Annotated in this window: 23 protein-coding genes and 1 tRNA gene; 4 read left to right on the top strand and 20 right to left on the bottom strand. The window is 67.9% G+C overall.

The annotated features are described in order from the left end of the window. Positions 1 to 672: 672 nt before the first annotated feature. From IZR01_RS31315 to IZR01_RS31250, 14 genes are all read right to left on the bottom strand, one after another. The gene (locus IZR01_RS31315; protein ID WP_228555435.1) at positions 673 to 1035 is read right to left on the bottom strand and encodes a DUF4233 domain-containing protein; all 363 of its coding nucleotides are present in this window, start codon (positions 1033 to 1035) and stop codon (positions 673 to 675) included. An 11-nt stretch (positions 1036 to 1046) separates the two neighbouring features. Next, positions 1047 to 2633, bottom strand: coding sequence for a bifunctional tetrahydrofolate synthase/dihydrofolate synthase (gene folC, locus IZR01_RS31310; RefSeq protein WP_194925967.1), 1587 nt, complete (start codon positions 2631 to 2633; stop codon positions 1047 to 1049). A gap of 37 nt (positions 2634 to 2670) precedes the next feature. Further along, entirely contained in the window at positions 2671 to 5319 is a 2649-nt protein-coding gene (locus IZR01_RS31305) for a valine--tRNA ligase (RefSeq protein WP_194925966.1), read from the bottom strand. Positions 5320 to 5366: 47 nt separating this feature from the next. Beyond that, positions 5367 to 5717 carry a type II toxin-antitoxin system PemK/MazF family toxin gene (locus tag IZR01_RS31300; protein ID WP_369125504.1) on the bottom strand — a complete coding sequence of 117 codons (351 nt, stop codon included), beginning with the start codon at positions 5715 to 5717 and terminating at the stop codon, positions 5367 to 5369. A gap of 17 nt (positions 5718 to 5734) precedes the next feature. After that, positions 5735 to 5950: a DUF8778 family protein gene (locus IZR01_RS31295; RefSeq protein ID WP_228555433.1), complete on the bottom strand. Its 216-nt coding sequence runs from the start codon at positions 5948 to 5950 to the stop codon at positions 5735 to 5737. Between the two features lie 127 nt (positions 5951 to 6077). Next, positions 6078 to 7394, bottom strand: coding sequence for an ATP-dependent Clp protease ATP-binding subunit ClpX (gene clpX / locus IZR01_RS31290; RefSeq protein ID WP_323746543.1), 1317 nt, complete (start codon positions 7392 to 7394; stop codon positions 6078 to 6080). Between the two features lie 225 nt (positions 7395 to 7619). Beyond that, positions 7620 to 8264 (bottom strand): ATP-dependent Clp protease proteolytic subunit, encoded by a 645-nt coding sequence (locus tag IZR01_RS31285; protein ID WP_323746542.1) that lies wholly within the window; start codon positions 8262 to 8264, stop codon positions 7620 to 7622. A 65-nt stretch (positions 8265 to 8329) separates the two neighbouring features. After that, complete coding sequence (locus IZR01_RS31280; protein ID WP_369125416.1) at positions 8330 to 8953, bottom strand: ATP-dependent Clp protease proteolytic subunit; 624 nt, start codon at positions 8951 to 8953, stop codon at positions 8330 to 8332. A gap of 252 nt (positions 8954 to 9205) precedes the next feature. Then, positions 9206 to 10606: a trigger factor gene (gene tig / locus IZR01_RS31275; RefSeq protein ID WP_194897249.1), complete on the bottom strand. Its 1401-nt coding sequence runs from the start codon at positions 10604 to 10606 to the stop codon at positions 9206 to 9208. A 130-nt stretch (positions 10607 to 10736) separates the two neighbouring features. Next, the gene (locus tag IZR01_RS31270) at positions 10737 to 11069 is read right to left on the bottom strand and encodes a GNAT family N-acetyltransferase (protein WP_323746544.1); all 333 of its coding nucleotides are present in this window, start codon (positions 11067 to 11069) and stop codon (positions 10737 to 10739) included. Between the two features lie 60 nt (positions 11070 to 11129). Further along, positions 11130 to 11639, bottom strand: coding sequence for a hypothetical protein (locus IZR01_RS31265; protein WP_194897248.1), 510 nt, complete (start codon positions 11637 to 11639; stop codon positions 11130 to 11132). An 86-nt stretch (positions 11640 to 11725) separates the two neighbouring features. Next, a complete protein-coding gene (locus IZR01_RS31260; RefSeq protein WP_194925965.1) occupies positions 11726 to 14662 on the bottom strand; it encodes an acyltransferase family protein in 2937 nt (978 codons plus the stop codon). A gap of 9 nt (positions 14663 to 14671) precedes the next feature. Then, positions 14672 to 14983: a hypothetical protein gene (locus IZR01_RS31255; RefSeq protein WP_194925964.1), complete on the bottom strand. Its 312-nt coding sequence runs from the start codon at positions 14981 to 14983 to the stop codon at positions 14672 to 14674. Then, a complete protein-coding gene (locus tag IZR01_RS31250) occupies positions 14980 to 16467 on the bottom strand; it encodes a glycosyltransferase family 2 protein (protein ID WP_228560610.1) in 1488 nt (495 codons plus the stop codon). The genes IZR01_RS31255 and IZR01_RS31250 overlap by 4 nt, the downstream gene beginning before the upstream one ends. Before the next feature lie 311 nt (positions 16468 to 16778). On the opposite strand from IZR01_RS31250, the gene IZR01_RS31245 reads away from it, so the two are divergent. Then, entirely contained in the window at positions 16779 to 17501 is a 723-nt protein-coding gene (locus tag IZR01_RS31245; protein ID WP_194925962.1) for a DUF2625 domain-containing protein, read from the top strand. A gap of 118 nt (positions 17502 to 17619) precedes the next feature. Here the strand turns inward: IZR01_RS31245 and IZR01_RS31240 are convergent, their stop codons facing one another. Then, positions 17620 to 19050, bottom strand: a complete 1431-nt coding sequence (locus tag IZR01_RS31240; protein ID WP_194925961.1) for an aldehyde dehydrogenase family protein — start codon at positions 19048 to 19050, stop codon at positions 17620 to 17622. Positions 19051 to 19179: 129 nt separating this feature from the next. After that, the gene (locus IZR01_RS31235; RefSeq protein ID WP_194925960.1) at positions 19180 to 21285 is read right to left on the bottom strand and encodes an MMPL family transporter; all 2106 of its coding nucleotides are present in this window, start codon (positions 21283 to 21285) and stop codon (positions 19180 to 19182) included. A 166-nt stretch (positions 21286 to 21451) separates the two neighbouring features. Here IZR01_RS31235 and IZR01_RS31230 point away from each other — a divergent pair, with 166 nt between their 5' ends. After that, positions 21452 to 21931 (top strand): ribose-5-phosphate isomerase, encoded by a 480-nt coding sequence (locus tag IZR01_RS31230; RefSeq protein WP_194925959.1) that lies wholly within the window; start codon positions 21452 to 21454, stop codon positions 21929 to 21931. A 432-nt stretch (positions 21932 to 22363) separates the two neighbouring features. Here the strand turns inward: IZR01_RS31230 and IZR01_RS31225 are convergent, their stop codons facing one another. Together IZR01_RS31225 and IZR01_RS31220 are read right to left on the bottom strand one after the other, a co-directional pair. Next, positions 22364 to 22990 carry a hypothetical protein gene (locus IZR01_RS31225; RefSeq protein WP_194897560.1) on the bottom strand — a complete coding sequence of 209 codons (627 nt, stop codon included), beginning with the start codon at positions 22988 to 22990 and terminating at the stop codon, positions 22364 to 22366. 339 nt (positions 22991 to 23329) lie between these two features. Beyond that, entirely contained in the window at positions 23330 to 23647 is a 318-nt protein-coding gene (locus tag IZR01_RS31220) for a hypothetical protein (RefSeq protein ID WP_194925958.1), read from the bottom strand. 487 nt (positions 23648 to 24134) lie between these two features. Between IZR01_RS31220 and IZR01_RS31215 the strand changes: the two genes are divergently transcribed. Then, the gene (locus tag IZR01_RS31215) at positions 24135 to 24332 is read left to right on the top strand and encodes a hypothetical protein (RefSeq protein WP_194897562.1); all 198 of its coding nucleotides are present in this window, start codon (positions 24135 to 24137) and stop codon (positions 24330 to 24332) included. Further along, positions 24329 to 24739, top strand: coding sequence for a type II toxin-antitoxin system VapC family toxin (locus IZR01_RS31210; protein WP_194897563.1), 411 nt, complete (start codon positions 24329 to 24331; stop codon positions 24737 to 24739). Before IZR01_RS31215 ends, IZR01_RS31210 begins: the two co-directional genes overlap by 4 nt. A gap of 94 nt (positions 24740 to 24833) precedes the next feature. On the opposite strand, the gene IZR01_RS31205 is transcribed toward IZR01_RS31210, so the two are convergent. Further along, positions 24834 to 25898 (bottom strand): YaaC family protein, encoded by a 1065-nt coding sequence (locus tag IZR01_RS31205; protein WP_438939709.1) that lies wholly within the window; start codon positions 25896 to 25898, stop codon positions 24834 to 24836. 428 nt (positions 25899 to 26326) lie between these two features. Next, positions 26327 to 26397: transfer RNA gene (locus tag IZR01_RS31200), tRNA-Gly, on the bottom strand. Between the last annotated feature and the right edge of the window lie 191 nt (positions 26398 to 26588).

Below are 26588 nucleotides of genomic sequence, written 5' to 3'. Positions count from 1 at the left end.
CGCCCACTTCCCCGCCCTCCCCCGCCTCCCCGCGGACAATCGCAGGGCTTTACTTTAGGCCTGGGGTGATGAGAAACCCGTGTTCAGAAGGCTAGTCAGACGTAGTCGAAGTGCTTGATTCATGTGGCCGAATCAGTGAGGGGACGAGACACGACGTCGGGACCGCCGTCTGCATCGGCATCCGGGAAACGACGACGGACAGTGCCAGGTACTCGGTCGGCTTTGGCACGTGCTGCGCGATAGTTGGGATCCCGACGATCGTGTTCTGCTCCACGGCGCCGCCGCGAGCAAGCACAGCGGCGGCGCCGTGGCGAAAGCGGAGCGGCGACAGCGCGGGCGCCGCTACCGAATGGAAGCGGAGCTCAAGACGGAAGAGCGCCGAGCGCGGTTGTTCGGGAACGCCTACAGGTGACGATCGCGGTGACCCCGCCACTGTGAATGGTGCCAGTGGTGTGGCTGCCCTGGGCCGCCTGCACCGAAAGCGGACATCTGAAAGCGGCGGACGTGATCGGCTTCGTGGGACTCGGGATGCTGGCCGTGATGGTCCCGGCCGTGTCGGCGGTCCGGCGACGCAGGCCGGTACAGGACCAGCTACCCGGGGTCAGCTCGGCGGCACGTCGTAGGTGACTTCGATGCCGCGCACGAACCGGTCCACGTACCTGCGCCGGGAGTCTAGGACTCCACAGCCGCGGCCTGCGCACCCTGCGCCGCTTCATAAGCCGCATAAGCAGCGGCCTTCTCCGCATCGATCTGCCGCCCGGCCCTCAGTGCCCAGTACCAGAGCAGCGTGAAGCAGCCGCCGATGAAGAACATGTCCGTGATCACGAAGCCGGCGACGATCAGCGCCGCCTGCAACACCCAGCTCACCGAGTACGCCCACTGCTTGCGGAGCATGCCGCACAGGAGGGCGGCCAGGGCCATGCCGGGGCCGCAGATGGCCCAGACCGTGCCGGTGCTCAGGTCGCTGAGTTTCATCGCCACCAGGGCGAAGAAGAGGATCACCAGGACCTCGAAGCACAGTACCGAGGCCGCCATCCGTCGGACCATCATCGGTCGTCACCGCCGTACTCATCTTCGAAATCAGACACAGTGTCGGTCAAGTCTTCGCGGTCGCCTCGCCGGCCGCCTTCCCGGTCCCCGCCGCCTTCGCCGTCCCCGTCGCCGTCCCGGTCCCCGAAGAGGTCCAGGTCCCGGTCGTCGAAGTCCTCCTTCTCGGCGTCCTCAAACCGGACGTCCTCGAAGGAGTGCCGGTCCACGACGCGCTCGACGCCGTCCCGCACCAGCAGGGTACGCGCCTGGCCCGCGGTGACCACCGAGCCGGTCACGATGACGCCCGCGCCGGCGGAGGTGCCGGCCGGGATGGCCTCTTCGGCCAGGCCGATGGCCAGGTCGATGGCGTCGTCCAGGCGGGTGGCGAGGTGGACGCGCTCGGCGCCGAAGATCTCGGTGGCCAGTTCGGCCAGGACCGCGGCCGGCATGGCGCGTTCGGTGGTGTTCTGGGTGATCACGACCTCGTTCAGGGCCGGCTCCAGGACCTCCAGGATCCCGGCCACGTCCTTGTCCCGCATCATGCCGAGGACGCCGACCAGGTGGTCGAAGGAGAAGTCGTCGCCCAGGGCCTGGACGGTGGCGCGGGCGCCGGCCGGGTTGTGGGTGGCGTCCACGATGACGGTCGGGCCGCGGCGGACCACCTCCAGCCGGCCCGGCGAGGTGACCTTGGCGAACGCCTCGCGGACCACGTCGGGGTCCAGGGCGGTGCCGCCGCGGCCGACGCCGAGGAAGGCCTCGACCGCGGCCAGCGCGGTGGCCGCGTTGTGCGCCATGTGCGCGCCGTACAGCGGCAGGAAGACGTCGGTGTACTCGCTGGCCAGGCCCTTGAGCGTCACCAGTTGGCCGCCGACCGCCTGCTGGCGCTCCACGACGCCGTACTCCAGGCCCTCGCGGGCCACGGTGGCGTGCACCTCGCCGGCCCGGCGCAGGATCACCTCGGCGGCCTCCAGCGGCTGCTGGGCCATGATGACCAGCGCGTCCTCCTTGATGATCCCGGCCTTCTCCGAGGCGATCAGGGCCGGGGTGTCACCGAGGATGTGCGCGTGGTCGACGTCGATCGGGGTGATCACCGCGACCTGGCCGTCGGCGACGTTGGTGCAGTCCCAGGTGCCGCCCAGGCCCACTTCCAGCACCGCGGCGTCGACCGGGGCGTCGGCGAAGGCCGCGAACGCCATGCCGGTGATCACCTCGAAGAAGGACAGCGGGAACTCCTGCGAGCCGTCCACGATGTCCACGTAGGGCCGGATGTCCTCGTAGACCTCGACGAAGCGCCGAATGGGGATCGGCGCTCCGTCCAGGGTGATGCGCTCGTTCATCGACTCCAGGTGCGGGGACGTGAACCGGCCGGTGCGCAGGTTGAGCTCGCGCAGCAGGGTCTCGATCATCCGCGCGGTGGACGTCTTGCCGTTCGTCCCCGTGATGTGGATGACCGGGTAGGCCTTCTGGGGGTCGCCCAGCAGCTCGGTCAGGGCCCGGACCCGTGCCAGGGTCGGGTCCATCTTGGTCTCCGGCCAGCGCTCCAGGAGCTCGTGCTGGACTTCCTCGAACTGCTCCTGGAGCTCGGGATCGACGTTTTTCGCCATGAGGTAGATGGTTCCTTATCGCGGCCGAGTAGGCCGATCAGGCAGACGGCAACGCTTCGAGCTGGGCGCCCACCCGGGCGATGTCGCTCTCGGCGTCGGCCAGCCGCTTACGGATCTTGTCCACCACGGCGTCGGGCGCCTTGGCCAGGAAGTCGGCGTTGCCGAGCTTCGCGGTCGCCTGCTCGACCTCCTTGCGCGCGGCGGCCAGGCCCTTCTCCAGCCGCTTGCGCTCGGCGGCGACGTCGATGGTGCCGGAGGTGTCCAGCTCCACCTTCGCGCCGGTCGCGGCCAGGGTCGCCGTCGCGGCGAACCCGTCCTCGGGCGCGGTGAGCCGGTTCAGCAGCCGGATCGCCGGCTCCTGCCCGGCCAGCTTCGCATCGGTCAGCGTCAGCCGCGCGGCCACCCGCTGGGTGTCCTTCACGCCCTGGTCGGTGCGGAACCGGCGCACCTCGGTCACGACCTCCTGCACGGCCTCGATCACCGCCTCGGCGGCCTTGTCGGTCCGCGCCGGGTCGGCCCGCGGCCACTCGGCGATCACGATCGACTCCCGGCCGGTGAGCGCGGTCCACAGCGTCTCGGTCACGTACGGCACGGCCGGGTGCAGCAGCCGCAGCATCACGTCCAGCACGTGGCCCAGCACCGCGCGCGCGGTCTGCGCGTCGGGGTCGTCGGCCGTGGCACCGATCGGCAGCCGCAGCTTGGACAGCTCGATGTACCAGTCGCAGACCTCGTCCCACGCGAAGTGGTAGAGGGCTTCCATGGCCTTGGCGAACTGGAAGTCCTCATAGAGGGCGTCCACCTCGGCCACCACCTCGTTGAGGCGGGACAGGATCCAGCGGTCCTCGACGGTGAGCTTCTCGGCGGCCGGCAGCTCGGCGGGCACGAACGCGCCGTTCATCATCGCGAACCGGGTGGCGTTCCAGATCTTGTTCGCGAAGTTCCGGGCACCGCCGATCCAGTCGTCGGCGATGGCCTGGTCGGTGCCGGGGTTGGCGCCGCGCAGCAGACCGAAGCGCACCGCGTCCGAGCCGTACTTGTCCATCCACAACAGCGGATCGACCACGTTGCCCTTGGACTTCGACATCTTCTTGCCGTACTGGTCCCGCACCAGGCCGGACAGCACCACCTTGTCGAAGGGCTGCACGCCGTCCATGGCGTACAAACCGAACATCATCATCCGGGCCACCCAGAAGAAGATGATGTCGTAGCCGGTGTGCAGCACCGAGGTCGGGTAGAACTTCGCCAGATCAGCGGTCTGCTCCGGCCAGCCGAGCGTGGAGAACGGCCACAGCCCGGAGGAGAACCAGGTGTCGAGCACATCCGAGTCCTGAGTCCAGCCCGGCCCGGCCGGCGGCTGCTCGCCCGGCCCCACGCACACGACCTCGCCGTCCGGGCCGTACCAGATCGGGATCCGGTGGCCCCACCACAGCTGGCGGGAGATCGTCCAGTCGTGCATGTTGTCGACCCAGGCGAAGTAGCGCGGCTCCATCTCCTTCGGGTGGATCTGCACCCGACCGTCGCGCACGGCGTCGCCGGCGGCCTTGGCCAGCGGCTCCACCTTCACCCACCACTGCATCGACAAGCGCGGCTCCACCACGGTGTCGCAGCGCGAGCAGTGGCCCACCGGGCGCAGCAGCTGCTTCTGGCCGACGATCCGGCCCTGCTCGCGCAGCGCGGCCACCACGGCCGGACGCGCCTCGAAGCGGTCCATGCCCAGGAACGGGCCGTGCACGGTGATGTTCGCGTGCTCGTCCAGGATCGTCGGCATCGGCAGGTTGTGCCGCCGGCCGATCTCGAAGTCGTTCGGGTCATGGGCCGGCGTCACCTTCACCGCGCCGGTGCCGAACTCCGGGTCCACGTGCTCGTCGGCGATGATCGGGATGCGGCGGTCGGTGAGCGGCAGCGCCACCTCCTTGCCGATCAGGTGCTGGTAGCGCTCGTCGTCCGGGTGCACGGCCACCGCGGTGTCGCCGAGCATCGTCTCGGCGCGCGAGGTCGCCACCACGATCGCGTCGTCACCGTCGCCGTAGCGGATCGACACCAGCTCGCCGGGCTCGTCGAAGTGGTCCACCTCGATGTCGGACAGCGCGGTCAGACAGCGCGGACACCAGTTGATGATGCGCTCGGCCCGGTAGATCAGGCCGTCGTCGTACATCTTCTTGAACATGGTCTGCACGGCCTGGGACAGGCCCTCGTCCATGGTGAAGCGCTCACGCGACCAGTCCAGCGAGATGCCCAGGCGGCGCTGCTGGCCCAGGATCTTGCCGCCGTACTCGGCCTTCCAGTCCCAGACCTTCTTGACGAAGGCCTCGCGGCCCAGGTCGTGCCGGGACAGGCCGTCCTTGGCGAGCTCGCGCTCCACCACGTTCTGGGTGGCGATGCCGGCGTGGTCCATGCCCGGCAGGTAGAGGGCTTCGAAGCCCTGCATCCGCTTACGCCGGATGATGGCGTCCTGGATGGACTGGTTGAGCGCGTGGCCCACGTGCAGCGACCCGGTCACGTTCGGCGGCGGGATCACGATGGTGAACGGCGGCTTGTCGGAGGCCGCGTCGGCGGTGAAGTAACCGTTCTTTACCCACCGCTCGTACAGCTCGCCCTCTACCTCTACCGGCGCGTAAGCGGTCGGCAGAGTGGTGGCGGCGCTGTCGGCAGCGCCCTGGGCGGCTGGAGTGGTGGTTTCATTCACGCCTACAAGCTTAGTGGTGCCCAGGTGGGGATTCTGCCGAGTATCCGCTACAGCCCGAGGTGCAGACATAGAGCGGCTTCCAGGTCCTGCATGGTGCTCGTGGTCAGTGTCGTGATTCGGTTCCCAACGCGGGAAACGTCCACGGTCCGAACCTGCTCAGCCTGGGCCTTGGAGTCAGTGCGCAGGCCCGGGTGCTCAGCTGCCAGGATGAGCGTCTGGAACGGATAGATGTACGACACGTTGGACGTGACAGGCACTACGGTGACGACACCGCGACCCTTTTTGAACACGGTGGTATTCACGCCGTTGTTGGAGACGATGACAGCCGGACGGGTCTTGGCCGCCTCGCTCCCGCGCGTCGGGTCCAGGTCGACCCAGAACATGTCGCCCCGGACCATGATGGGCGCCCAGCCGCTCATTTAGAGATCCCGTCGCCGGTCACGCCGTCCCACAGCTCAGCGTCCCCGGAGGCTTCCCACTCGTCGAACGCGGCGGCGTAGTCATCAGCCAGCCGCAGCGAACGGGCCAGCTTGATGGCCGCGTGGACTGCCGCCGAGCGGGAGCTCTCGTTCAGCCCGTCCAAGAAGGCCACGTCATCATCCGGCAGGGAGATGCTCAACTTCATCGTCATGAGGACATCCTACCCAAGTAGGGACACCAGTACTACCGGAGTAGCACTCGAAAGAATGAAGGCGGCGGCCCGCCGAAGCGAACCGCCGCCACCTGCTTGGAAGATCCGGCGTGGGACTGGCGTGGGACTACGCCGAGCGCTCCCGCCGCTCGTTGAGGCTCTGCTGCGTCCCGGTCCTGCGGAACTGCTGGTCCCGCGGCACCAGCGTCGGCAGCACGTGCTCGCGCACCACCTCGCCGGTGATGACCACGGTGCCGACGTCGGAGTGGCTGGGGACCTCGTACATCACCGACATCAGCACCTCCTCCATGATCGCGCGCAGCCCGCGGGCGCCGGTGCCGCGCAGGATCGCCTGGTCGGCGATGGCCTCCACGGCGTCGTCCTCGAAGACCAGCTCCACGCCGTCCAGCTCCATCAGCCGCTGGTACTGCTTGATCAGCGCGTTGCGCGGCTCGACCAGGATCCGGACCAGGGCCGCGCGGTCCAGCTTGTGCACCGAGGTGACCACGGGCAGCCGGCCGACGAACTCCGGGATCATGCCGTACTTCAGCAGGTCCTCGGGCAGCACGTCGGCGAAGACGTCGGTGGTGTCGATGTCGTAGCGGGAGCGCAGCTGCGCGGTGAAGCCCATACCGCGCTTGTTCACCCGGGAGTCCACGATCTTGTCCAGGCCCTCGAAGGCACCGGCCACGATGAACAGCACGTTGGTGGTGTCGATCTGGAGGAACTCCTGGTGCGGGTGCTTGCGCCCGCCCTGCGGCGGCACCGAGGAGACCGTGCCCTCCAGGATCTTCAGCAGCGCCTGCTGCACGCCCTCGCCGGAGACGTCCCGGGTGATCGACGGGTTCTCGGCCTTGCGGGCGATCTTGTCGATCTCGTCGATGTAGATGATCCCGGTTTCGGCCTTCTTGATGTCGTAGTCGGCCGCCTGGATCAGCTTGAGCAGGATGTTCTCGACGTCCTCGCCGACGTACCCGGCCTCGGTCAGCGCCGTGGCGTCGGCGATGGCGAACGGCACGTTGAGCATCCGGGCCAGGGTCTGCGCCAGGTAGGTCTTGCCGCAGCCGGTGGGGCCCAGGAGCAGGATGTTGGACTTGGCCAACTCGATGTGCTCGCCCCGGCGTCCGCCGCGTTCGCGCTGGTAGTCCCCGGCCTGCACCCGCTTGTAGTGGTTGTAGACCGCTACCGACAGGCTCTTCTTGGCGTTGTCCTGGCCGATGACGAACTCGTCGAGGAAGTCGTAGATCTCCTTGGGCTTGGGCAGCTCGGCCAGGCCGCGGGCCGCTGCCGGCTCGCCGGGCTCCTCCTCGATGATCTCGTTGCACAGATCGATGCACTCGTCGCAGATGTACACGCCGGGGCCCGCGATGAGCTTCTTGACCTGCTTCTGGCTCTTGCCGCAGAAGGAGCACTTCAGCAGGTCGGCGTTGTCGATGCGTGCCACGGTGGAGCTTCTCCTTTGTGAAGATCCCGGTGCTGGACCCACTACCGGGCGCCCGAAGGCGCTTCGTAGTCTGTCCCCCAAGACGGTACCGCTCATACCCCCGGCAAGGCCTCAGCGCTCCGGTGAGGAGCGCATCGGCCGTGGCATCGAATGATAATCCGACGCCACGGCCGGTGGCGGGTCACCCCGCCGACACATCAGTGTCCGCAACCGGCCACGTCTGCCTCAACGGACGTTCAGTGTCTCCGTGCGGCTGGTGAGGACCTGGTCGATGATCCCGTAGTCCTTGGCCTCGTCGGCGGACAGGATCTTGTCCCGGTCGATGTCCTTGTGCACCTGCTCGGCGTCGCGCCCGGAGTGCTTGGCGAGCATCTGCTCCATGACCGTGCGCATCCGCAGGATCTCGTTGGCCTGGATCTCCAGGTCCGACAGGTCGCCGCGGCCGCCCTCGCTCCAGGGCTGGTGGATCAGGATCCGGGCGTTGGGCAGCGCCAGGCGCTTGCCCGGGGTGCCGGCGGCCAGCAGCACGGCGGCCGCGGAGGCGGCCTGGCCCATGCAGACCGTCTGGATGTCCGGCTTGACCCACGACATGGTGTCGTAGATGGCGGTCAGCGCGGTGAAGGAGCCGCCGGGGCTGTTGATGTAGATGGAGATGTCCCGGTCCGGGTCCATCGACTCCAGCGTGATCAGCTGGGCCATCACGTCGTTGGCCGAGGCGTCGTCGATCTGCACGCCGAGGAAGATGATCCGCTCGTCGAACAGCTTCGAGTACGGGTCCCACTCGCGGAAGCCGTAGCTGGTGCGCTCGCTGAACTTGGGGACGATGTAACGGGCGTCGTGCTCGGGCCCGCGGTAACGCATGTCGTTCATGGGAAGAGAGTCCTCCGAGGAAGGGGCGGCCAAGTAGAGGGGGTCAGGCGGGACGCGGCGAGGCGTCAGGCCGCCGTACCGCCGCCGCCGGGGACGTCGGTGGCGTGCGTCATGATGTCGTCGATCAGGCCGTACTCCTTGGCCTCCGCGGCGCTGAACCAGGTGTCCCGGTCGGAGTCCAGCTCGATCTTGTCCAGGGTCTGCCCGGTGTGCTGCGCGGTCAGCTCGGCCATCCGCTTCTTGCTCCGCAGCAGGCGCTCGGCCTGGATCCGGATGTCCGCCGCGGAGCCGCCGATGCCCGCGGAGCCCTGGTGCAGCAGGATCTCGGTGTTCGGCAGCGCGAAGCGCTTGCCGGGGGTGCCGGCGGTGAGCAGGAACTGGCCCATGGAGGCCGCCATGCCCATGCCCACGGTCACGATGTCGTTGGGGATGTACATCATCGTGTCGTAGATCGCCAGGCCGGCCGAGACCGAGCCGCCGGGGCTGTTGATGTAGAAGTAGATCTCCTTGTCGCTGTCCTCGGCGGTGAGCAGCAGCAGCTGGGCGCACAGCGAGTTGGCGATGTCGTCGTCGACCTGGGTGCCCAGGAAGATGATCCGGTTGCGCAGCAGCCGGTTGTAGACCTGGTCGCTCAGGCCGAGCGGACTGTCAACGCCCGCACGGGCCATCGGGGTCAGCGGCGTCGTCATAGGTTCACCCTGCCTGGTTCGTCGGAAGCTTCAGATGCACGGACCGTCGCGACGACGAACCCTGTCAAGGGCGTGATCGCCGGTCCTAGGACGACCCTAACGCCCCGGTCCCCCGCGGCGTCGGCGCCCCGGCCCTTGTTCGCTGACGGCATACGCGAAAGCCCCGCCTCCACGTCGGGGGCGGGGCTTTCGTATGACCGGGTGTTCGAACCCGGGCCGACGCGGGCCGGCCAAGGCTGAGCAGGTGTCCGGTCAGTCGTGCTTGTGGCCGTAGTGCTCGTCCTCGGGGACGCGGCCGTGGCTGTCCGGGTTCTCGCCGTCGGTGTCCTCGACGTCGGGGGCGTTGATCTTCTTGACGTCGACCTCGTTGCCGGAGGCGTCCTTGACCTTGGCGGCCTCCAGCACCAGGTTCAGCGCCTTGCCCCGGCGCACCTCGCCGACCAGGGCCGGGATCTGGCCGGCCGAGGAGATCTGCTGGGCGAACTCGTCCGGGCGCATGCCGGCCTGCGAGGCGCGCTGGATGAGGTGGTTGGTCAGCTCGCCCTCGTTCACCGAGATCTCCTCGGCGTTGGCCAGCTTGTCCAGGATGAACTGGGCCTTGACCCCGTCGCGCACCTCGTCGGCGAGCTCGGCGTTGTACTCCTCCTCGGTCTTCTCCTGGAGCTTGAAGAAGCCCTCGCGGGTCATGCCGCCCATCGCGATCTGCCGGTCCAGCGCCTCGTTGCGCCAGGCCAGCTCGGCGTCCACGACCGACTTCGGCAGCGGGATCTCGACCCGCTCCAGCAGGACCTCCAGCACCTTGTCCCGGGCCGAGGCGACCTGCTCGAACTGCTCGGAGCGCTCCAGCGTCTCGCGGACGTTGGCGCGGAACTCCTCGATGGTGTCGAACTCGCTGGCCAGCTGGGCGAACTCGTCGTCCAGCTCGGGCAGCTCGCGCTCCTTGACCGCGGTGACGGTGACCTCGATGGTCGCCTCCTCGCCGGCGTGCGATCCGCCGAGCAGCGTGGAGGGGAAGGTGGCGGTCTCGCCGGCCTTCTTGCCGATGATCGCCTCGTCGGTGCCCTCGATCAGCTGGGTGGAGCCGACCTCGTAGCTCATGCCCTTGGCGGTGCCGTCCTCCAGCACCTCGCCGTCGATCGAGGCGGCCAGGTCCAGGGTCACGAAGTCGCCGTCGGCCACCTCGCGCTCGACCTCCTTGAGCGCGCCGAAGCGCTTGCGGATGTCGTCGATCCGCTCGGTCACGGCCTCCTCGGCCACCGTCGCGTCCTCGACCTCGACCTCGATGTCGTCGTAGGCCGGCACCTCGAACTCGGGGCGGACGTCCACCTCCGCGGTGAACTTCAGCGCCTGGCCGGGCTCCAGCTCGGACAGGTCGACGTCGGGCTGGCCGACGACCTCGATCTTGTTCTCCTCGACCGCCTGGCCGTAGAACTGGGGCAGGGAGGAGTTGATGGCCTCCTCAAGGGCGGCGCCGCGGCCGAAACGCTGGTCGATGACCGCCGCCGGGACCTTGCCCTTGCGGAAACCCGGGATCGAGACCTGCTCGGCGATCTTCTTGTAGGCCGCGTCGAGGCTCGGCTTGAGCTCCTCGTACGGGACCTCAACGGTGAGCCGGACCCGAGTGGGGTCCAGGGTCTCGACAGCGCTCTTCACTGCTGCTCTCCTTGCGGCGCTGCCGGCGCCGGCAGCCTCGAGTTCATGGCGCGACGTCGCGCGTGGATGGGATACGAAGCCCCATCGTAACCCGGAGGGCGGCCCCTAAAGGAAACGGTCCCCGAACTCGCTACAGCTCTCTTTGGTAGCAGTGGGACGTCGGCTCATCGGCATACAGCCCGTAGGGCGGGATCGGCACGTAGCCGGATCGCTCGTAGAAGCGCATCGCGGCGGCTTGCAGCGGCCCGGTCTCCAACCGGAGCGTGCACCAGCCGCGCGCTACCGCTGCCTGCTCCAACGCCGACAGAACCGCCCCGGAGACGCCCCGACCGCGCCAGTCCGGCGCCACATACATGCGTTTGACTTCGGCGACGCCGGGCTCCATCGGACGCAGCCCGCCGCAGCCGACCGGTTCGCGGTGATGATGGAAGCGCTCACGCCGGCGATTTTGGCGGGCCGGGATTTCCGCCGCGCTTCCATTTTCGCGGTGATGGCCGCTCGGCCGTTTCAGCTCTCGGCCGTTTCAGCTGAAGAGCGCCTGCAAGGTCATCAACGGCATCATCACCAGCAACACCACGCCCAGCCCCGCCAGGACGCTGAACACCACGATGTTGAACCGGCTCATCGGCCCGACCGCGAAGTCGGCCTCGGCCGGCAGGTAGCGCACCTCGGCGGAGGTCCCGACCACCAGCGCCCGGCTGGAGGCGTCCGCGTGCCGGTGCGTCTGGCCGTCCGGGGTCGCGTACTCGTAGACCGGGTAGGTGAAGTCGCTGTTGTGGAACGAGACCGCGGCGGCCACGGTCGCGGTGGCCCGCTCGGCGCCGGAGCGCAGACGCCAGCGCAGCCGGAGCGCGTCCAGGTAGTCGGTGTGGAGCGCCGCGGTCGCTATGAACGCGCCGAACGCCGAGGTGACCGCACCGATCAGGACGCTGGCATAGCCGTTGTTGGCGTCGGCGTCGGTCGCCACTATGAGCACCGATTCCAACACGTAGCAAAGGACCGCGACCAGCAGTACCCGTGTGCCTTTGGACATCGCGGCCCACTTCCCGACCATGTGCGGTCCCTCCCCAGGTTCTCGAGGTCGTCGGGGTCTGCCGAACCCCGACGAGATGGTAGCGGTCATCCGTCCCGGGTCCAGACCTGGAGGGCGGTCACGGTCAGCGGGCGGCCGGGGACGGTGGCCGGACCGGGGTGCGCGGCGGCCGGACCGCCGACCTGGCCGGGGAACGTGCCGCCGACGGCCAGGTCGAGGATCGCGAAGAAGCCGTGGTGGACGGCCGCGTCCCAGGTCGCGGCGTCGACTTGGGTGGCGTCGAGGTGGAAGACCTCGGCGCCGTCGACGGACCAGCGGATCTGTTCGGGGGTGCGGGAGCGGTCGATTTCGACGGAGTACTCGTGCTGGCCGGAGGTACAGCTGGGGCAGGAGTGCTCGGCGGAGGTGAGCCCGGTCGGTTCGTGGCAGGGGTTGGCTGGGACCTTGCCCAGGCCCGCGCTGGTCGGGAGCGTGCCGCAATGCAGGGTGGACCACAGGGACGGGTGGCCGTTCAGCGCCTCCAGGACGTCGATCTCGCCGCCGCCGGGCCACGGATCGCTGCCGTCGCGGACGCCGCTGCCGAGGGCCCAGAACGCCGGCCAGTAACCGGCGCCGTCCGCCGGGGTGACGCCGGGGAGCGTCAGCTCGGCGCTCATCCGGAGCTCGCCGCCGGGCGGGGCGGCGAAATCGGAGCGGCGGGTCTCGATCCGGCCCGAGGTCCAGGCACCGTCTGGGCCCCGGAGCGGGGTGAGCTGGAGCGCACCGTGGCCGTCGAGGTGGACGTTGGCCGGGTCGGCGGTCATCGTCTCGACTTCGCCGGTGCCCCAGTCGGGGGCCGGGCAGCCCGGGTAGCAGTGGCCGATGTCGATGAGCCAGTCCCGGCTCGGTGGCGGAGCACCGGCCGGGCCTTGGAAGTCGGCGGCGAACACCGTGTGCCAGGGACTGGTGAATGGGAGCTGCGCGGCGAGTCGTGAGGTGAGGAGGTAGGCGGCGGCGTCGGTGAGGTGGGAGTCGTCGCGGTAGAGGAGGACGCCGTCCAGCACCGCCGGGCATTCATCGCCTGGGCATAGCAGGGAGCTGAAGTCGATCGGGGTGACGCGAGGGTCTTCGGTGAGCGGATCGGCGGCCAGGGCGCTGCTTTTGGTGAAGGCGCAGGCGTTCCAGTCGTGTTGGGAGCCGGAAACACAGACCGGGATGTCGGTGTCGGGCTTCGGGGTGTCGTGGATGGCGGCGATCGGGACTCCGAGGCCGGTCAGGGCTTGCAGGGGGCTACCCCACGCGGCTTTCGTCTGGGCCGGTGGGGCGTACCAGTCCAGTTCGGAGACGACGATCAGGGCCGGCCGGGACTCTTCGCGGAGCTGGTCCAGGACTGAGGCACGCCAGGTGTAGCACTCGCGGTAGTCGCGGCCGAGGACGGGGCTGGTGACTTTGAGATCGGCGAAGGGGCAGCCTTGTTTGACGCGTTCCTCGACGGCCAGGTGGCGGTCGGCGGCGATGCGGCTGATCGCGGAGAACCATTGCCCGGCATGGGAATCGCCGATCAGGATGATGCGGTTGGTTGGGAGGCTGGTCAGGGCTGGCGGGTTCGGGTCACGGATCAGTCCGGTTGGTGGAGATGCTTGTGCTGCTGTGGATTGCTCTCCCTGTGCCGGGAGGAAGAGGCAGGGTTCGCTGATGGCGACGGCCGGGGCCACTTCGCAGTCGCCGTCGGGCGGGAAGTCTTTGCGGGCTTGGGCGGGAGTGGGCATGGTCGGGCCGCCGGTGCGGTTCGCTGCCGGGGCGGCGAGGAGGTGCGGGCCGGTGGCGGCCGCTGCTGGCAGGGTTCTGATGTCGAAAGGCTGCGCGTCGCCGAGGGTGCGGGCCGCTCCGGTGCCCACCGCGAGGCCCGCTGCCAGGGGCAGTATCACCGCGATCGCGCCGATGGCCATTCCGCGGCGTGGGACTTCGGTGATGAGCTTCGAGAAGCGGAGTGGCTGCTCGACGAGGCGCATGGTGGCGTAGGCGGGGATCGCGGAGGCTACTGCCAGCGTCGCGGCCAGTTCCCACGGGAGGTCGCCCCAGCGCGCTTGCACCAGGACGAGGATCGGCCAGTGCCAGAGGTAGAGGGCGAAGGAGAGGCGGCCGATGGCTCGCGGCGTTTTCTTGGTGAGGAGCCCCGATATCGAGAACTTCGGGTACTCCCCCGCTCCGGCGAACAGGACCAGGACCGTGCCGATGACCGGCAGCAGGGCCGCGGTTCCGGGGTATGGCGTCTTGCTGTCGTAGGTGACGGTCGCGGCGATGATGAGGGCCGCGCCGGCGAATCCGGCCGCGGTGCGGACTCGGTTCAGGCCGTTTCGGTTCAGGCCGTTCCGCTTCAGGCCGACCGATCGGCCGTCGAGTGCCACGGCCAAGATCGCGCCTGCACCGAACTCCCAGGCACGCGACGGCGAGCCCATGTACGCGAGCGGCGCAGACGTGTGCGTCCAGTGCAGTGACAGCGCGAACGACACCGCGGACAAGAGCAGGATCTCGGCGAGGACGAAGCGCCGCACGGAGCTGTTCCGCTTGCGGGCGACCAGAATCGCGAGCAGGACCAGCGGGGCCCACACGACGTAGAACTGCTCCTCGACGCCCAGCGACCAGTAGTGCAGCAACGGACTCGGCGCGCGTGCGGCGGCCAGGTAGTTGGTCTGGTCCGCGACGAAGCGCCAGTTGCCGCCGTTGAGCGCGGCGGTGAGCAGGTCGTAGGCGACGTCTTGCTGGCGCAGCGGTGGCAACCAGGCCCACGTCGCCAACGCGGTGAACAGCAGCACGACGGACGCCGCCGGCAGGATGCGCCGCGCACGCCGCGCGTAGAACTCGGCGAGCGAGAAATCGCTGCGCCGCACCACCTGCCCGGTGATGAGGAACCCGGACATGACGAAGAACACGTCGACGCCGACGTACCCGCCGGCCATCCCCGGCACCGCGGCATGGAAGCCGAGCACCGCCACCACGGCGACGGCCCGCAACCCCTCGATGTCCGCACGAAATCCGCGCACGGCCACGGCTCAGCCCAGCCAGGGCAGCATCGGCCGGAACACCCCGGTCGCCACCGCGCCGCCGAGGAGGAGCGCGAGGGTGATGGCCACGGCTTCGGGCCAGCGGAGGTGGTGGTCCGTGTTGTCCGGGAGATGCGGAGCCGGACTGGTGCGCTGCTCGCCGGAATCGGGCTCCGGACTCGCCGCGCGTCCGGCACTCGCGCCAGGATCGGCTATCGCCTCAGCACCGATCAGCGCTGCCGCACCGGCCTCCGACTTCCCCGTTCCGTGACTTTCCCGCTCGCCATCGACCATCCCGCCGCCCTCGCGCACCGCACTCACTTGGTCCCCCTCAACGCCGGAATCAGATCCCTGATCAGCGGAACCGTCAGGTAGCCCGTCACCGCCACATAGACCGCGACGCCCCACATCCGCCCCGCCCCGAAGCGCGCCACGTCCACCGCCAGCGCGACCAGCGCCGCGCCGGTCGTCGCGCCCAGCCACAGCACCGCGATCCGCGCCACGCCGCGCGCCAGTCGTGAGCGGCCGCCGCCGGCGCCGGTCGGCACCCAGTCGGCGGCGCGGCCGCGCAGCGTGTGCAGCAGCGCCACGGCCGCTGCGAAGGCGACCAGGTAGTTCGCGCGGATCACCTCGAAGCGCCAGCGGGTACGCGATACCGCCGGCAGCAGCACGAACCACACCCACAGCGGTGCCAGCAGCGGCAGCACATGCCAGGGCCGGATCTGCTGCGGGTAGCCGGCCAGCATGATCAGCGGTGGGAGCGGCGCGGCGAACACGTTGACCGCCATGACCACGTAGCCGATGACGCCGTTGTAGTAGCAGAGCCGCGTCCGCCACGCCGCGCCCGCGCGCTTCAGCTCCCGCCCAGTCAGCAAGTGCAGATTGCCCATCGCCCACCGGTACTGCTGGTTCACGAACGCCGGCAGGCTCTCCGGCGAGATCCCCTTGGCCACCAACACCGGCACGTACTGCGTCCGGTATCCGCGCCCGAGCATCGCCAGCCCGGTGTACATGTCCTCGGAGTGGTCCAGCTTGGCGAAACCGTCGATCAGCTCCAGCGCGGCCCGCCGGTACACCGCGTTACTGCCGCAGCAGATCGCGGCGTCAGCGGCGTCGCGTGAAGGCTGCACCCAGCGGAAGAACCATTCCTGCGCGGCACCGGCCGCTCGTTGGAGCCACGCCATGCTCTCGTCAGTGTCGAAGAACTGCGGGCTCTGCACGATGCCGACCGTCGGATCGGCCAGGTACGGCACCAGGTGGTCCAGGAAATCGGCTCGCGGGCAGAAGTCGGCGTCCAGGATCGCGACGATCTCGCCGGACGCGATCGTGAGCGCGTGGTTGAGATTGCCCGCCTTCTTCAGGTGACCGCGGTCCGGCCGCACCACGTACCGGAACCCGAACTCGTCGGCCAACGCCGCCACCGCCGGGCTGGCCGCGTCGTCGAGGACGTACACCGTCAGCTCGCCACGCCAGCGCATCCGCGCGACGTAGAAGTAGGCGTTCCGAAGTACCTCCAACGGTTCCCCGCAGGTCGGTAGGAACAGGTCCACGCTCGGCACCCGCCCGGGACCGGGATTCCAAGCCCGCACCAACACCTCGTGCCCGGCCCGGGTCAGTCGACGCTGCCGCTGACCGTCCGCGAGCGAGAACACGAGCGCTACCAGATTGAGGACCAGGACCGCCAGGAACACCCACAGCGCAGGCGTGCGTAAGGCGAACAGGAACAGGGTGACAGCGGTGAAAACGAATGAGAGGGCCGAGAAGAGCAGTACCCAGCGGCGCTGAGGGCCGAAATACCAGTACAACTCTTTGTCATCGGATGGAGTCGGTAAATGAGAGGCTGATCGGGCTGTCGATCTGGATATCAGTGTTGTACTCGGCGCCATGGCCGACGTTCTCCTTGCGAATTCGTGCTTTGATTCACCGCCTACGGTATCGATTGGTCTAGACCTTGGTCTAGACCTTGGTCTAGACCTCTCGATGGCCGCTCGATGAACGCCCCCTGAACCGTCTCGGGGCCGCGGTCCGTTCACCGCCCGGGTTCGCCGCCCGGGTTCGCCGCCGGGTTCGCCGCCCGGGCTCGGCAACGTCGGAGCGATCTGCCATCATCTGGCGGATGCGAGAACTCACCGAGCTGATCGAGGTGGAGGATCCGGCGTGGCCGGACCTCCAGGCGTTGTTCGCGGCCTGCCCGATACCCCTGACCGTCTTCGCGCCCGACGCCCGGGAGAGCACGCGCGGGCTGTTGCAACTCCAGGTCACGGCGCGATCGATGCTCGGCGGACTCACGCTGCACTCCGGCGGCCTGCTGGTCGACGACGGCTGGGTGCGGGTGTTCGGCGGCGGCTCCGGCGAGGACGGGAGCCTGCCGAGCCTGGCGCGGGTGAACGGGTTCCCCGCGACTTTCGACCCGGCGTGGCAGGCGCAGGCCGGGCTGGTCGTGGCACACGACGTGCTCGGCGGGGTGTTCGCGGTGAACGGGGTGGACCCGGCGGCGGTGGGGCGGCCCGGCCAGCCGGGGCAGATGACGTACTTCGCGCCGGACACGCTGGAGTGGGAGGCGCTGGACATCGGGCACTCGGCGTGGCTCGGGTGGCTGTTGTCCGAGCGGCTGGAAGGGTTTTACAGCGCGCTGAGGTGGGAGGGGTGGCGCGCGGAGGTGGCCGCGGCGGGGCCGGCGCAGGGGATCAGCGTGTTCCCGTTCTTGTGGAGCAAGCAGGCTGAGGACGTCGCCACGACCAGTCGGCGGACGGTGCCGATGGCCGGGGTGCTGGGGATATCCGCGGACTTCGCGAACCAGATCGGGGTCGGGGATCCGGGGTTTCTCGGGCTGGTCTGAGCGGGCTGGTCTGAGCGGGCTGGTCTGAGCAGGTTCGGATGAGCGGGTTCGGATGAGCGGGTTCGGATGAGAGAGAGGGCGGCCGTCACCCTGTTCGGCCGCCCTCTGTGTGCCCGGCTCAGACCCGGAACTGGAGCGACTTCGTCTGCAGATACTCCTCCAGCCCGAAACGTCCCAGCTCCCGGCCGATCCCGGAGCCCTTGTAACCGCCGAAGGGCGCGGCGAGGTTGAAGCGTCCGCCGTTGATGTCGACCTGGCCGGTGTCCATGCGCCGGGCAAACGCCACGGCCTCGTTGTCGTCGGCCGCCCACACCGCGCCGGCCAGGCCGTACTCGGTGGCGTTGGCGATACGCAGGGCGTCCTCGGCGTCGTGGAAGGACATCACGGAGATGACCGGGCCGAAGATCTCCTCGCGGGCCACGGCCATGTCGGTGGTGACGTCGGCCAGGACCGTCGGGCGGACGTAGAAGCCGGTGGGCAGGTCTTCCGGCGCTTGCGGTCCGCCGACCAGGACCCGGGCGCCCTCGCCGACGGCGTCGTTCAGGTAGCCGCGGACCCGTTCCCGCTGCTTGGCGTTGACCACCGGGCCGACCCGGGTCTCGGGCCGGGTCGGGTCGCCGGGCACGAACTTGGCCGCGGCCTCGGTGGCGAGCGCCAGGACCTGCGCGTACTGCTCCTCGGGGACCAGCAGCCGGGTCCAGGCCGAGCAGGTCTGGCCGGAGTTGTTGAAGACGTTGGCGACCGCGACGTTGACCGCCTTGGCCAGGTCCGCGCCGGGCAGCACGACGCAGGCCGACTTGCCGCCGAGCTCCAGCGCCACCCGCTTCACGCCGCGTCCGGCCTGCTCGGCGATCTGCCGGCCGACCGCGGTGGAGCCGGTGAAGGAGACCATGTCGACGTCCGGATGCGCGGCCAGCGCCGCCCCCGCCGCCGTCCCGGTGCCGGTGACCAGGTTGAAGACGCCGGGCGGGAAGCCGGCCTCGTCGACCAGCCGGGCGAACAGGCGCGCGGTCAGCGGCGTGTCCTCGGCCGGCTTGAGCACCACGGCGCAGCCGGCCGCCAGCGCCGGGACCACCTTGGCGACGATCTGGTGCAGCGGGTAGTTCCACGGCGTGATCGCCCCGACCACGCCGGCCGGCTCGTGGTAGACGGTCGAGTTGCCGACCTGCTCTTCGAACTCGTAGTCGGCCAGGATCCGCAGGTAGCTCTCGGCGACGCCCAGCGGCAGGGCGGCCTGCACCGCGGTGGCGAAGCCGACCGGGCAGCCGAGCTCGGCGACCACGGTCTCGACGAGTTCCGGCTGGGCCTCGGCGAGCTTGGTGACCAGGTGGCCCAGGAACTCCAGCCGATAGTCCTTGTGGCTGGCGCCCCAGGCCCGCGCCGCCGACCGGGCGGCCGCCACGGCGGCGTCCACGTCGGCCGCGCCACCGGCCGGTACCAGGGCGATGACCTGTTCGGTGGCCGGGTTCAGCACCTCGACCGACTCGGCGGAGGCCGAGGGGATCCATTTGCCGCCGATGTACTGGTCGGTGAAGCTGAGCACACTCATGGGGGCCGTCCCGGGAAACTAGCAGTGCGAATTTCTGCGGACGCTAGCGCCACGATCATGGCGGCACAAGGACGGACCTGGAGGTTCCGGGCGTGTCGTTGCTCACGGGCCCCGGGGATCGCAGCCGGCTCACGGCGACGGCTCCACCCGCAGGATGCGGGCGGCCCACGCGGGCAACACCCAGTTCCAGCGCCCGAACAGGGACACCAGCGCGGGCACGAGCAGCGCGCGGACCACAGTCGCGTCCAACAGGATGCCGACGCCCAGACCGGTGGCGAAGATCTTCAGGAACGTCGGCGGGGCGCTGGCCAGCGCGGCGAAGGCCATGAAGAGGATCAGCGCGGCGCTGGTGACCAGCCGACCGGTGCGGCCCAGGCCCACGACCACCGCCTCGTTCGTGCTCGCGCCGGCGTCGAACTCCTCGCGCATGCGGGACAGGATGAAGACCTCGTAGTCCATCGACAGGCCGTAGAGGAACGCGAAGACGATCATCGGGATCCAGAACGGGATGCCGCCGGTGGCCGGGACGCCCCAGATGGCCTGCGAGCCGTGGCCGTCCTGCCAGATCAGGACCATGCCGCCGTAGGCCGCGGCGACCGAGAGCAGGTTAGCCAGGACCGCTTTGGCCGGGAGCAGCAGGGAGCGGAAGGTCCGGGCCAGGACCAGGAAGGTGAGGATCGCCAGGACGGCCAGGAGGATGGGGAACTGGCCGTACATCTTGTGGATGTTGTCGATGTTCGCCAGGGCGCTGGAGGCGATCAGGACTCCGGGCACGGCCTTGTCGAGGTTGGTGCGGGTGAGCTTGGCGACGTGCTGGCCCTGGGTGGTGGCGGCCTCGTCACTGGGGAGGACGACGGTCATCGGCCACCGGGTGGTGGGCGTCTTTTCGGTGCCGGGCGGGGGCGTGGTCACCGGCACCACCGCGTCGATGCCGTTGCCGGGCATCAGGGTCGTGGGTTCGGTGTTCGGCGGGGTCAGGACCACGTACGGGTTCAGCACGCCGCTCGGGATGTCGGCCGCGCGCAGGGCCACCAACCCCTGCCGGGCGTCACCGGACTTGGCCAGGGAGTCGGTCGTCGGGTCGCCCTCGTGGATCCCGAGCGCGGTGACGGCCAGCGTGACCAGCACGACCAGCGCCAGGCCGGCGGCCACCCAGCGCCGTCGGACCACCCAGCGGGCCCACGCGGTCCAGGCCCGGCTGGGTTTCGCCTCGTGCCGCAGCCGCGGCCAGTCCAGACGGCGGCCGAAGCCGGTGAGCGCGATCGGCAGCAGGGTCAGCGTCACCGCCACGCTGACCACCGGGATCAGCATGCCGCCGATGCCGATGGAGCGCATGAACTGGATCGGCACCACGATCAGCGAGAGCAAGCCCAGCGCCACGGTCAGCCCGCTGACCAGCACGGCGCGCCCGGCGGTGGCCATCGCACGGTGCACCGCGGTCTCGTTGTCGGCGCCGTGCGCCACCTCCTCGCGCCACCGGGTGACCAGCAGCAGCGAGTAGTCGATGGCCACGCCCAGGCCGATCAGTCCGACCATGTACTGCACCACCGCCTGGACCTTCATGAACTCGGTCAGGAGCAGCACCACGAGGTAGCTGGACAGGATCGAGACCGCGGCGATCATCAGCGGCAGCAGCGCGAGGAAGGACCCGAACACGAAGGCCAGGACGATCAGCGCCCCGGCCCCGCCGAGCATGGCCTCGGTCAGCACCCCGTTGCCACCGCCACTGCCGTTCGAGGACAGCGGGGTGATCCCGGTGACGTGCACCTGGGTCCCCGGCGGCGCGGCGGCGCCGAGCTGGTGCGGCAGCACCCGAACCGCGTCGGTCTGCGCCTTCGCGTCCTTGACCTGGTCCCCGGTGGCCGGGGTGAAGACGAGGGCGAACATGGTGCGGCCATCGGCCCCGATGAACGCACGATTGCCGGTGTTGTAGTAGTCGACGACCCGCCCGGGCACCGGCGCCAACGCGGTCTCCAGCCGCGGCCGCGCGCCCTCCGGAGTCACGCCGGGCGGCAACACGAACACCGGGACCACCGGATCGAAACCACCGCCGACGTGGTACTGGGCCACCATCGCATCGGTCGCCGCCACCGTCGGCGTACCGGCGATGGTAAAGCTCTGATTCAGGTGCTTGGACAGGACGGACGAGGCCCAACCGCCGGTCAGGAACAGCACCAGCCAGAACGCGGCGATCGCACGCCGATTCGCCAACACGAATCTCGAGAATCGTTCCATGGCTGTCCCCCCGTATCCCGGTCCGGTGTGCTGCCCCGCGCGCTCCACTCACTCCACGATCATGACTGACTACTAGAACAACAGTGCACCACCGCGCCCCCCACCGCAATCGGCCGAACGGGTGGCCGACTCTGCCCCACCGCCCCCGGATGGGATAATCCTCCATATGCGCATCTACCTCGGCAGCGACCACGCCGGCTACGACCTGAAGAACCACCTCGTCTCCTGGCTGACCACCGCCGGGCACGAAGCCGTCGACTGCGGCCCCCACACCTTCGACGCCCAGGACGACTACCCCCCGTACGTCATGCTGGCAGCCAGCAAAACAGCATCCGACCCAGACGCCCTCGGCATCGTCATCGGCGGCTCCGGCAACGGCGAGGCCATCGCCGCCAACAAGGTCCACGGCATCCGCGCCGCCCTCGCCTGGAGCGAAGAAACAGCCCGCCTAGGCCGCGAACACAACAACGCCAACGTCATCAGCATCGGCGCCCGCATGCACACCGAGGAAGAGGCCACCCGCTTCGTCGAGGTCTTCCTCATCACCGCCTTCACCAACGAAGAGCGCCACATCCGCCGCATCGACATGATGAGCGACTACGAGAAGAGCGGGGAGCTGCCGCCCCTGCCGAGCGCGCAGAACTGAGCCAAGCAGGTCGCAAAAGAGGCCGAATCACACAAAGGGCCACCGGATCACGGTGGTCCTTTGCGCTGGTCAGGAACCTGCGAATCGGAGCACGCCCGCAACCATGGACACCGCCGACCACGATCAGCCCGAGCTCACAGAAGCGCCGGTCGCCGAATTGACCGCGTGGGAGAGATGACAAAAGCCCAGCTCCTGCGGCAACCGCCTGAGCTGGGCTCTACGTAATACGAGCGGATGACCGGGATCGAACCGGCACAATCTGCTTGGAAGTAGCGGATTCGGTTTCGCATGCGTGTGCACACGTTGTGCGACCTGGTCAGACGCGCAATTCCCGCGAGACACGCGAACACGATTCACCACTGATCAACCGTGCAACTGAGACCCACATTGAGACCCTGCCGAACCTCAGCACGCCGATGACCTCAACGACGGCTACGCCGCTCCAGGGCGCCATCGGGGGTCCGTTCGGCCCTGGTGTCCTTGAGGCAGCATGCAGTCGAACTCTCTTCCGTTTTGGAGGAGCCTCCATTGCTTCTCCTCCCAACGGTTAAGCTCCCTGTCATCGGCGATCAACGAAGCGGTCTTGCACTGACCCGGCGCGCGGCATCGACATTTTCCCGTCTCCAGCTCCCGGTGCAGCATCTTGATTCGCGAAAGTCGCTGAAATGCCATATCGCGCGCATAGTAGGCGCTAATGCGTTGCTTGTCGGACTCCTCGATGCGTACGAGATCCTCGTTAACCTCGACCGTGTGCACAGGTCGCTCCTCAAGCTCCTGCCTCAGCGCGCTAATCTCCCCCTGAAGCCGGTCCTCCAGCTCTTGGCGAGCCGCCTCAGCTTCATCACGAAGCTGCTCGAAGCAGTCGTTCCATAGTTCCCAGTGCTTCTCTTCCTTCTTACGGAGATCATGGACGCCACCACCCTGATGCTTCACGCACTGCCCGCACACCTGGACCTTTGAGGGAAGTCCGTCCGGCGTCCTGGGCGACGCCATGATCACATTGCCAAGACGACAGCACAGACAAACGCCGTAGGTGGGCGGCTCACCGGGCAAACTCATGCATCGAGCATGCCAGCGTCTACCGACACCGGTAGCACAAACGTCGCAAAGCGCGGAAAAAACATCAACGACCGAGGGGCAGAGCCCAACTCAGGCCACACATGAGGCCACGTGAGGGCACCCATTGTTGGGCGTACCTCACGCGCCAACCAGTAGGGATCCCCACTCAATAAGAAGCCTGTCGTAGCAAGCCTTTGCCCGCTTAAGGTACTAGGTGTGAGACGTGAGCTTGGGAACGCTTTGATCTTCTTCGGAATCTTGGTCTTGGGGACCATCACCTACTTTACGATAGAAGGCATCAGAAATCCTTCGGCGAGTTGGACGGTTGCTGTCGCGCTTCTAGGGGCCATCGGCGTTCCGGTCGGCTTGAGCAGCGCCGGGGGCGGGTGGCGCTTGCGACAAGACTTCAACGCCGAAGAGCTCCGAGCCGAGGCAGAAGCCAAACTGCGTGCCGCGACGGCGCTTGATCATGCTGCAACTGCCGAAAGAATCCGGAGCGAGCTCAATGCCTACGTAGAACTGAGAGCCAGGCGGCTCGAAGTTGACCGCAGGCGAACCCAGCTGGAGGAGGCGTGCCTCAACGTTGTTGAACTCCATGGCGAGCTCACGGTAGCCGAAAGGCAACTTGGCCTGGAAGCTTCGCAGCTCGATCCACAAACAATCGAAGTTCTTGATCAGTTCACGGAGGAGGAGCCATTGCCCTTCCGATCTGGTTCAAGAACATGCGCTTCTACGGCTTCCCTATTGGGTCGGCTTCCGTGGCCTCAGTATTGTGGATACGACGGGCGTCCGAGCGTCGTCGGCTGCGCCGCCTCGCACAGGCAGCACCTGACGGCGCGGACCCCGCAGCCGTCGGCCAGACGGAGGAAGGAACGGCTCCGGGAAAAACGTCTGGTGCGAGCCTCAATTGAGCCTGCAAACGAGGCTGCGAGAGGTGACAGACCAAGCGACAACCAGGGCGCGGTGCGAGCGACGTGCATGTACACCCACGGACCTGCCGCCGAGGCCAGCACACACAAAGGCGTATTCGTTCAGGCATTCGAGTGGCCTTGCGACCGTGCCCCTGCCCGTGGGCAGCAGCACGGCGTACCCTGGTTGGTGACGAAGTACCACTTCGCAATATTGCGGTACCAGGGAGGCTGACGTGACGACGAACCCGGCTGAAGCCGCTTCCGTCCCCGCTGACCTCCAGCAGGAGCTAGAGGAGATCATCCGGGCCAAGCAACCCCGGCCGATCGAGTCGGTGGACGACTTCACAGACCCCGGCGTCTTCGACTCGGACGAAGAGGTCGACGCGTTCATAGCGTTCACCTACGCCGAGCGTCGGGCGAATCTCGGTTGAGCGCCCCGCTCCGCGCTGTCGTCCTCGACACGGACGTGGCGTCCGGCGCCTACAAGCGGAAGCCGCTCCCGATTCTGAACCGGATTACCGGCCTGAACTGGGCCATCTCGTTCGTCACCTACGGTGAGATGGTGAAGTGGGCCGAGATGCGCGACTGGGCCCCGCACAACCGTGACGCCCTGGCCGCCTGGATCGCCAGAACACCGACGCTACACAGCACACCGAGGATTGCCGAGACCTGGGGGAAGCTGTCCGCTGCCGCGACGAAGCGTGGCCGGCCGCGCCCGCAGAATGACATGTGGGTGGCAGCCGTGGCGCTGACCTACGGTCTTCCGCTGGCGACACTGAACGTCAAGGACCACCAGGACTTCGCTGAGCACCACGGCTTGCAGCTCGTCGCAGTGTAGCCACAAATCACTACGCTGGTCTGGTCGAGACGACGAAGGAGCGGCGTGAGCGAGACGGCGAGTGCCAGCCCTCTGGCGTCACCCTTTCCCTGCGTTACGAGGCAGACACGTCGATGGCCTCCAAAATCAAATGCGGAAGGGCTCCGAGCGCCTGATCGAGAAGATTCTCGATGGCGTTTGCATCACTTGACGAGTCGATACTGATCATGCCTGCCCAGTTGCTTGGCTCATATCTCGCCATCATGGAAAGCGCAAACAGCACGGCCCACCACGCAATAAAAGGGTTCAACGCATCCTTCATCGCGCCGACGCGAGGCACAGCAATCAAATCCCAACCACGATACCGGATACCGGGTTGCGGAGCCTCATCCGGATGGTTCCACGAAACGGCAAGGACATTCGTTGGAGCTGGCTTCCAGAGCGAAGAAGGAGGGGTTGCTGGCAACCAACCCGTCAACGACGGGTAATGATCTAAGCATGCAAGGAAGCTTGAGTAGTCAGAACTGCATCGCTTGTACGTTTCTTGAGGGAATCCGTTAAGGAGGACGGTCGGAGCGCTGCCATTCGCCCTCCTTAGGCCGTTCGCCTCGGTCGTTTGAGATAGACCTGCCGGGAATCCGGTTTCATCAATAATTTCGAGCGCTGGATACTCAGCCAGGTCGGTCAAACTCCCCCCAGCGAAGCGTGTCTCCCAGATGAGCGGCCACAGGTCTCTTAGCTTAACCTTATCTTCTGGCGCCAGGCAGGCACATCCGAGCGCCGCTGCCACACCTGGAAGTAATCCGGTCCAATCGGCTTGCACGGTCACCTTTCCTATCCGATTCACGCTTGTCCCTGGAGCGGTTACACCGTGACCTCGGAGCCGCCAGTCAACAGTGAACGAAATCATGCTTCCAGGATTGCCCTTGTCTGGTATTAAGGTATTTGAAGGCAAGCGCGTCGACACGGCCGCGATTGCGCGTCCGGCTTGCGATAGGGCATAAAAAAGCTGAATCGGGCGGGTGGCATGACCGGCGCTCTCCGCCGCATCCATCAGCTGCTGCGCTTGTTCTAAAGCCATTTGAAATGTCTTGGCGCGGGCTCGATCCGTAGACGCGGCACCTGGCGGGCTGACGCGTAGACCGCGTAAAGATCGCCAAGCATCCGCCCTGCTCGGCATAGCGGTGTCCCGCATCTTCATTCCCACGAAGCCCGCCTCCCCTTGTTGGTCTCGTGCAAATTGTGCGCGCATACGGGTACTGACATCTCAGTTTCGCGTGCAGAGCTTAGTCGAGGTTCTCCTCGGGCGGCGGTGCCGGCCTACTACGAGCGGTCGCCACGGCGCGCCGGGACAAGCAAGAGCCGGGCCCCGTAGGGCCACGCAGCGGCCCCTGAATATGTCAGGAACGTCCTCACAGCCGTGCGGCCAGCCATCGACAGACAGGATCGGCAGGTTCCTGTGCCAGCCCCCGGAGCAGACAAGTGACGAAGTGGACGTGAAGACGATAGAGCCCGACGGCGGGACGAGTGAGACCCAAACTGAGACCCAAGAGGGCCGTCCCGATCGGGACGGCCCTCTGTTGTCAGCGTTTCCGCTGGTAGCTAGCGAGCGGATGACCGGGATCGAACCGGCACAATCTGCTTGGAAGGCAGAGACTCTACCATTGAGCTACATCCGCACTCGCGGACCCGAAGACCCGCGTGTGCGTCTATCTTGGCACACTCCCCGCCTGGTTCTCACCCCGGTTCCGGGGGCGGCGTGGTTGGTGCGCGGCGTGGTTGGTGCGCGGCGTGGTTGGTGCGCGGCGTGGTTGGTGCGCGGCGTGGTTGGTGCGCGGCGTGGTTGGTGCGCGGCGTGGTTGGTGCGCGG

Origin of the sequence: Catenulispora pinisilvae, from assembly GCF_015356865.1 — a bacterium.
Lineage (GTDB): Bacteria > Actinomycetota > Actinomycetes > Streptomycetales > Catenulisporaceae > Catenulispora > Catenulispora pinisilvae.
The sequence above is the reverse complement of the archived record's forward strand: the minus strand, read 5'-3'. Positions and strand labels throughout refer to the sequence as shown.

Excerpts from the sequence above, each read along its gene's own strand:
- IZR01_RS31315 (WP_228555435.1), bottom strand. The coding sequence starts at position 1,035 with ATGGCGGCCTCGGTACTGTGCTTCGAGGTCCTGGTGATCCTCTTCTTC.
- IZR01_RS31295 (WP_228555433.1), bottom strand. The coding sequence starts at position 5,950 with ATGACGATGAAGTTGAGCATCTCCCTGCCGGATGATGACGTGGCCTTC.
- IZR01_RS31230 (WP_194925959.1), top strand. The coding sequence starts at position 21,452 with ATGCGCATCTACCTCGGCAGCGACCACGCCGGCTACGACCTGAAGAAC.
- folC (WP_194925967.1), bottom strand. The coding sequence starts at position 2,633 with ATGGCGAAAAACGTCGATCCCGAGCTCCAGGAGCAGTTCGAGGAAGTC.
- IZR01_RS31205 (WP_438939709.1), bottom strand. The coding sequence starts at position 25,898 with ATGCCGAGCAGGGCGGATGCTTGGCGATCTTTACGCGGTCTACGCGTC.
- IZR01_RS31300 (WP_369125504.1), bottom strand. The coding sequence starts at position 5,717 with ATGGTCCGGGGCGACATGTTCTGGGTCGACCTGGACCCGACGCGCGGG.
- IZR01_RS31240 (WP_194925961.1), bottom strand. The coding sequence starts at position 19,050 with ATGAGTGTGCTCAGCTTCACCGACCAGTACATCGGCGGCAAATGGATC.
- IZR01_RS31225 (WP_194897560.1), bottom strand. The coding sequence starts at position 22,990 with ATGAGTTTGCCCGGTGAGCCGCCCACCTACGGCGTTTGTCTGTGCTGT.
- IZR01_RS31280 (WP_369125416.1), bottom strand. The coding sequence starts at position 8,953 with ATGACGACGCCGCTGACCCCGATGGCCCGTGCGGGCGTTGACAGTCCG.
- IZR01_RS31265 (WP_194897248.1), bottom strand. The coding sequence starts at position 11,639 with ATGTCCAAAGGCACACGGGTACTGCTGGTCGCGGTCCTTTGCTACGTG.
- IZR01_RS31285 (WP_323746542.1), bottom strand. The coding sequence starts at position 8,264 with ATGAACGACATGCGTTACCGCGGGCCCGAGCACGACGCCCGTTACATC.
- IZR01_RS31235 (WP_194925960.1), bottom strand. The coding sequence starts at position 21,285 with ATGGAACGATTCTCGAGATTCGTGTTGGCGAATCGGCGTGCGATCGCC.
- IZR01_RS31245 (WP_194925962.1), top strand. The coding sequence starts at position 16,779 with ATGCGAGAACTCACCGAGCTGATCGAGGTGGAGGATCCGGCGTGGCCG.